General features: G+C 73.9%; 7 protein-coding genes. 2 read left to right on the top strand and 5 right to left on the bottom strand.

The annotated features are described in order from the left end of the window. From ABT048_RS22205 to ABT048_RS22185, 5 genes are all read right to left on the bottom strand, one after another. Positions 1-1563, bottom strand: a 1563-nt coding sequence (locus ABT048_RS22205) for a cytochrome P450 family protein (protein WP_502894052.1), incomplete at its 3' end; no start/stop codon positions are given. A gap of 141 nt (positions 1564-1704) precedes the next feature. Further along, complete coding sequence (locus ABT048_RS22200; RefSeq protein WP_350523175.1) at positions 1705-2322, bottom strand: GTP-binding protein; 618 nt, start codon at positions 2320-2322, stop codon at positions 1705-1707. Then, positions 2303-2662, bottom strand: a complete 360-nt coding sequence (locus tag ABT048_RS22195) for a DUF742 domain-containing protein (protein WP_350523174.1) — start codon at positions 2660-2662, stop codon at positions 2303-2305. The genes ABT048_RS22200 and ABT048_RS22195 overlap by 20 nt, the downstream gene beginning before the upstream one ends. Positions 2663-2725: 63 nt before the next feature. After that, entirely contained in the window at positions 2726-3112 is a 387-nt protein-coding gene (locus ABT048_RS22190; RefSeq protein ID WP_396545994.1) for a roadblock/LC7 domain-containing protein, read from the bottom strand. Between the two features lie 17 nt (positions 3113-3129). After that, positions 3130-4776, bottom strand: coding sequence for an ATP-binding protein (locus tag ABT048_RS22185; protein WP_350523173.1), 1647 nt, complete (start codon positions 4774-4776; stop codon positions 3130-3132). Positions 4777-5238: 462 nt separating this feature from the next. Between ABT048_RS22185 and ABT048_RS22180 the strand changes: the two genes are divergently transcribed. Together ABT048_RS22180 and ABT048_RS22175 are read left to right on the top strand one after the other, a co-directional pair. Next, the gene (locus ABT048_RS22180; protein ID WP_350523172.1) at positions 5239-6126 is read left to right on the top strand and encodes a cyclic nucleotide-binding domain-containing protein; all 888 of its coding nucleotides are present in this window, start codon (positions 5239-5241) and stop codon (positions 6124-6126) included. Continuing rightward, positions 6009-6512 carry a hypothetical protein gene (locus ABT048_RS22175; protein WP_350523171.1) on the top strand — a complete coding sequence of 168 codons (504 nt, stop codon included), beginning with the start codon at positions 6009-6011 and terminating at the stop codon, positions 6510-6512. The genes ABT048_RS22180 and ABT048_RS22175 overlap by 118 nt, the downstream gene beginning before the upstream one ends.

Genomic DNA, 6512 nt, shown 5'->3' with positions numbered 1-6512 from the left:
GGCCCCCGCACCGGGCCCCCCCCCACCGGGGGGTATTTTGCCGTTCCCCACCCCCCCCCCCCGGCGCCGGGGGGGGGGGGGGGGGGGGGCCGCGGCCCCCGCCCTCCCCGCGCCCTGCGCCGCCCGCTCCGCCTCGGCCGCCAGCTGCGCCAGCTCGGCCCGCTCAGCCGCCGCCCGCTCGGCCTCGGCGACCGACTCCGGGTCCGGCTCGATGTCGCGCGGGGTGAACTCCACCGGCAGCGCCGTCAGATGGCGGGAGATCCAGGCCGAGGTCCAGGTCAGGTCCTCCTCCTCGACGGCGAGCCGGAGGTCCGGGAGCAGGGTGAGCAGGATGTCGATGCCGGCCTCGGCGACGTGCCGTCCGATGTCCTGGCCGGGGCACTCGTGCGGCCCCGCGCCGAAGGACAGGTGCGAGCGGTTGCCGTACAGCGGGGTGGCCAGGTCCGGGCGGACCACCGGGTCGACGTTCCCGGCGGCGAGCCCGAGCAGCAGCAGGTCCCCGGCCTTGATCTGCTGCCCGCCCAGCTCGGTGTCGGCGGTGGCCCAGCGGCCGGCCACCAGGGACATCGGCGGGGAGTCCCACAGCACCTGGTCCAGCGCCTCGCCCAGGGTCATCTGGCCGCCGGAGAGGTGGGCGCGGAAGCGCGGGTCGGTGAGGACCATCTTCAGCGAGTCGGCGATCAGGTTGACGGTGGTCTCGTTGGCGGCGAGCAGCACCACCCGCAGGTGCTCCATCACCTCGTCCTCGGTCAGTCCGGCCGGGTGCTCCAGCAGACGGCTGGTCAGGTCGTCGCCGGGGGCCTCGCGCTTGATCGCGATGGTCCGGCGCAGACCGGCCACCACGTACTCGTTGCTGGCGATGGCCGTCTCGGTGCCCTTCATCAGGTCCCGTGCGGCGTCGACCAGTTGCGGCCCGTACTCGTCGGGCATGCCGAGCAGCTTGGTCATCACCAGCATCGGCAGGTGCTCGGCGAACTGGGTGATCAGCTCGGCCCGGCCGGTCGGCCCGACGACCTGGACCAGGTCGGTGGTGAACCGCCGTACGTGGCGGCGGATGCCGCGCCGGTCGAAGCGGTTCAGGCCGTCCAGGACGGCGCCGCGCAGCCGGCGGTGCTCCTCGCCGTCCGCGAACACGCAGATCGGCTGCCAGGCGATCACCGGCAGCAGCGGGGAGTCCATCGGCAGCTCGCCGGAGCGCATCGCCGTCCACAGGCGCGAGTCGCGGGAGAAGAGCGACGGGGTGCGCATCGCGGTGATGTTGGCGCCGTGGCTGAGGACCAGCCAGGCCCGGTGGTCGCCGTGCAGCAGCACCGGGGCGACCTCGCCGTACTCGGCGCGCAGCTTCTCGTAGAGGCCGGCCGGGTCGGCCTCGGCCTCCGGTCCGTAGAGGCGCCGCAGGCCGCCGGGGCCGATCGGGCCGGGCGTCCCGATCGGGCCGGGCGTCCCGGGGGAGGCGGTGGGTCCGGAGGGGCCGGTCGTCGCGGCCGGCGCGGCGGCGCGGTCGTGCGCCGGGCAGCCGGGCGGCGGGGTGGGGACGGCGTCGTCGGGGAGCGGGGTGGTCACAGGATCTCCGGTCACGGGGGTCGGTCGAGGCGTTCGCCAACGGGTTCGGGACGGGCGGGCGCCGGTCGGGAGCCGGGCCACGGGCGGCAGCCGGGCCGCGGCCGGGCGCCGGGCGTCGGTCCGACGCCGGTCGGGGCGGCGTCAGCGGACGGGCGGCGCGGCCAGCTCGTACAGGTAGTGCATCAGCGTCATCAGGGTGTCCCGGCTGGACTGGCGGCTGCGCGCGTCACAGGCGACGATCGGCACCTCGGTCGGCAGGTCGAGCGCCCCGCGCAGCTCCTCCAGGGGGAAGCTCGGTGCCTCGGGGAAGCCGTTGACGGCCACCACGAAGGGCACGCCGCGCTCCTCCAGCCGTCCGATCACCTCGAAGCTGACCTCCAGCCGGCGGGTGTCCACCAGGACCACCGCGCCCAGGGCGCCCTCGAACAGGCCGTTCCAGAGGAACCAGAACCGCTCCTGTCCGGGGGTGCCGAAGACGTACAGCACGAGCCGGTCGCTGATGCTGATCCGGCCGAAGTCCATGGCCACGGTGGTGGAGGTCTTGGCCTCGACGCCGGTGGGGTCGTCCACGCCGACCCCGGCCTGGGTCATGGTCTCCTCGGTGGTCAGCGGGCGGATCTCGCTGACGGAGCCGACCAGCGTCGTCTTGCCGACGCCGAAGCCGCCCACGATCACCACCTTGACCGCCGTGCTGACGCTGTCCGGCAGCAGGTCCGCGCCGGCCGGCCCCACCACCGTGTCAGAGCCGCTGAAGTCCATGGATCACCGCCTCCAACAGGGCCCGGTCGGGAAGTTCCGCCGCCGGTACGGCGGCGCGGGCCTCGATCAGTTCGTCGTCGAGCAGGTCCGCCAGCAGGACGATGACCACGCTCGTGGGCAGCTCCAGGTAGGCGGAGACCTCCGCCACCGAGAGCGGGGAGCGGCACAGCCGCAGGATGGCCGCGTGCTCGGGCTGCAGGGCGGGCGTCGGCTCCCCGCGGGAGACGATCAGGGTGACCAGGTCGAAGACGCCCGGCCCGGACGGACCGCTGCGGCCGCGGGTGATCACGTACAGGCGGTCGGGCTCGGGGCCGTCCCAGCCGCCCTGGTCTGCCGTCATGCAAGCGCCTCACTGTGCTCGTTCATGCGGCCGTCCCGCCGCCGGGCCGGTCCGGGGTCCGGTTCACGCGACCACCTCGGGGTTGCGCGGCGGCGTGGACAGGTGCTCGCCGATCCGGGCCACCAGGTCGCGCATCTGGTGGCTCACCAGCCCGGCGTCCACGCCCTCGTCGGCGAGCACCGCCAGGTAGGCGCGGTCGCCGGCGGCCATCAGGTAGAAGTAGCCGCCGTCGACCTCGATCACCACCAGCCGCATCGAGCCGTCGCCGTGCGGGAACTCGTGCCCGACGGCGGCGGCCAGGCTCTGCAGCCCGGCGCAGGCGGCGGCGAGGCGGTCGGCGGTGTCCGGGTCGGCGCCGTACTGGGCGATCCGCAGCCCGTCGGCGGACAGCACGATGATGTGGCGTACGTACGGGACACTGTCCGCGAGGTCGTTGAGGATCCAGTCCATGTTGCTCCGGTGCGGAATCACTGCCAATCGCCCTTCCCTGCAGTCTCTTCACTGGTGTGTCCGGTCGGACCGGTGGCCGGGCCGTCGCCGTCGGGGGCCGTCCCGGTGCCCTTGTAGCCGTCCATGAACGCCTCCAGCCACAGGCCCGGCTGCTTCGGCTCCTTGGCCGGGCGGGGCGCCCGGGCCGCCGGTCCCGCCATCGGTCCCGAGGTCGGCCCGGCCGGCTGGGCGGCGGTGCGCGCCGGTCCGGCGGGGCCGGTCCGCGGCACCGGCCGGTGGCGGCGGCGCTGCGGGAGCCCGTTGGCCGTCCGCTCGGTCACGATCACCTCGTCGTCCCCGGCGGGCGCCGCCGCGGTGGACGGGGACCCCCACGGGTTGGTCGAGCCGTAGGACGGGCCGACGCCGGCCGAGGTGGTCGGGGCGCCCCAGGGCCGGGCCGGAGCCGCGTGCCGGGGCGGGTTCGCCGGGAGCGGGCGCGGGCCGGAGAAGGCGCCGATGCCGTGCGCCCGCCCGGTCGGGGGAGCGGTGGTGAGCAGCTCCTGCGGCACGACCAGCACCGCGCGCACCCCGCCGTACGCGGAGCGGCGCAGCGACACCTGGAAGCCGTACGCCTGGCAGAGCCGGCCGACGATGGCGAAGCCCAGCCGGGGGGACTCGGTGAGGTCGTCGAAGTCCTTGGAGACCATGGCCTCGCGCATCGCCTGCTCGGCGCGGGCGCGGGCCTCGTCGGTGAGGCCGAGGCCGCCGTCCTCGATCTCGATCGCCATCCCGCTCTGCACCTCGGACGCGCTCAGGTGCACGTGGGTGTGCGGCGGGGAGTAGCGGGTGGCGTTGTCGAGCAGCTCGGCGACGGCGTGGATCAGCGGTTCGACGGCCGGTCCGGTGACCGAGATCTGGGCCACCGGGTGCAGGTCCACCCGCTGGTACTCCAGGATCCGGGACATGCCGCCGCGCAGCACGCTGTAGAGCGCGATGGGCCGGGTCCACTGGCGGCCGGGGCGGGCGCCGGACAGGACGGCGATGCTGTCGGCGAGGCGGCCGGTCAGCGCGTTGCCGTGGTCCAGGCGCAGCAGGTCGTCGAAGACGGCCGGGTCGTTGCCGTGCCGGTCCTCCATCTCCCGCAGGTCCTTGGCCTGCCGGTGGATGATCGCCTGGACCCGGCGGGCGATGTTGACGAAGGCGCGCTCGGCGGAGTCGCGCCGGCTGACCTCGTCGTCGACGGCGACGGCGATGCCGTGCGCCACGGACACCAGGGACTTGCGGAACCGCGGCGAGACGGACGCGTCGCCCTGCTCGATCGGCTTCAGCAGGATGTCCATCGAGTACCCGTACCGGGACCCGGAGACGACCCGGCGCAGCTCGACCTCGGCCAGCCGCGCGAGCTCGTTCTCCTGCCCGGCCAGCCGGCGTTGCAGGTCCTCCGCCTGTCGGGCGCTGCGGTCCCTCAGCTCGGTCAACGCACGCCCCCGGCGGGCCGATTCGGCGGCCACCACGGCCACCAGCACGGTGCCCGTCGCCCCGCACCACAGCACCCCGGCCCGGGCCCCGGCGCCCACCACCGCCGCGGCGACCGCGACGGCGGCCGCCATCACGGCCGTCGGCAGCAGCCAGCCGAGCAGGGGCGCGGGGCGCCGTCTGGCGGGTGACGATCCAGGTCGAAGCATTCAGCATCCTCAAACGATCGGAACAGTACGGGGACGGACGGCGACCGGCTCCGGAGGCGTGGTGCTGCAGCATAGCCAAGTTCAGGACAATCCTGATCAAGACTCAAAAATACTGTCTCTCAACCGACTTGTGGCAACTTGCCGGACATGCCCGACATCTCGCACACCAGTCCCACACCCGGCGGATCGCCGCCCCGCACCAGGCTTCTCGCCCTGCCGCCCGCGCACCGGCAACCCGGCCCGGATTCGCCCATGTGAAGGGTTTCCGGCCCAAGTCCCCGCGCGGCGAACCGAGTTCGTGCTACAGGACGCCGATGTCGGTCAATGTCACGCCAGTTGATCACCCGGACGAGGGGTCGTCGGCGGTGTGGTGCGCTCCGGCGCGGCCCGGAGCTGTTCGGTGCCGTCGTCGAAGCGCGGATTCGTCTGCGTGTCGAGTGCCTCGCCTCCTAGGGTCATCGCATGACCGACCACGGACACCGAAGCCCGGACCCGCTGGGCCAGACCCTGTGCCACCTCATGGGCCACGGGGTCTGGACGGACATGCTGGAGGACGCGTTCGAGCGCCGGCACCCGATCGGCGCCACCCTGCTGCGGCAGGGCGAGCCGGGCACCCATGTCCTCGCCCTGCTGGCCGGGGTCGCCAAGGTCTGCCGCCGGGAGCGCAACGGCGACGTCCGGCTGCTGGCGTTCCGCGGCCCCGGCGAACTGCTCGGCGAGGTGGCGGTGTTGGACGACGGCGCCCGCTCGGCGAGCGTGCACGCCATATGCCTCGCGGCCAAGCCCGTCTGCCGGTTCCTGCGTACCCGCGGCCTGCTCATCGACGACCCCGACCTGCACCGCGACCGCGACCTGGTCTGGATCGACAGGGTGCTGGCCGCGCTGCCGCAACGTGTCGCCGAGGAGGTCCGGACGTGGGCGGACGTGCTGCGCACCCAGGGCCCGCGGGAGGACGAGCCTCGCAGCTGGGAGAGCATCCGCAGCTACCTGACCCACCTGCGGCCGGCCCTGACCGCCTGGGCGCAGGCCGGGATGACCAGCCTTCGGGAAGCCACCGCCGACCACCTCCAGGACGCGCTGGACGACCTGGACGGAGCCGCCCGGCGCCAGCTCACCATCGCGTTGCGCAGCCTGTTCAAGGCGCTCAAGCGCGAGCGCCTGGTCTTCCGCGACCTGGCACGCCACCTTCCCGTGGGAGATCTGACGGGCATTCCGCGGCCGGTCCCTCCGACGTGCCGGCCGGCCTGCTCGACCACGCCACCACCGCGTTCGCGCGGCTCGCCATCGCACTGGCCGCTGTCCACGCCGTCCCGGCCTCCGAGATCCGCACCGCGCTCGCCGCCGATCTGAACCTCTCCCGCGGCACCCTCGTACTGCGCCGCGGCATGCGGCGGCACACCCTCTACCTGGAGGAGTTCACCCACCGCCTGGCCGCCGACTGGCTCACCTACCGCCACCGGCGCTGGCCCACCAGCGTCAACCCCCACCTGCTGGTCACCCAGAAGACGGCCCTCGACCCGGACCACCCAGCTGTAGGCCGGATCACCATGCAGCTGAACCTGGTCCTGCCCAAGGGGCGCACCCTCGACAAGCTCCGCCAGGACCGCATCCTCGACGAGGCGTTCGCCACCGGCGACCCGCTCAAGCTCATGCGGCTCTTCGGCATCACCGAAGACACCGCCATGCGCTACGTCACCACCGCCCACCCGGAACGCACCACCAAGCTGCCCCGGTAG

The organism is Kitasatospora sp. NPDC096140 (genome assembly GCF_040303045.1).
In the GTDB taxonomy this organism is placed as follows: domain Bacteria; phylum Actinomycetota; class Actinomycetes; order Streptomycetales; family Streptomycetaceae; genus Kitasatospora.
Note: the sequence above shows the minus strand (reverse complement) of the source record. Positions and strands in the feature narration are given on the sequence as shown.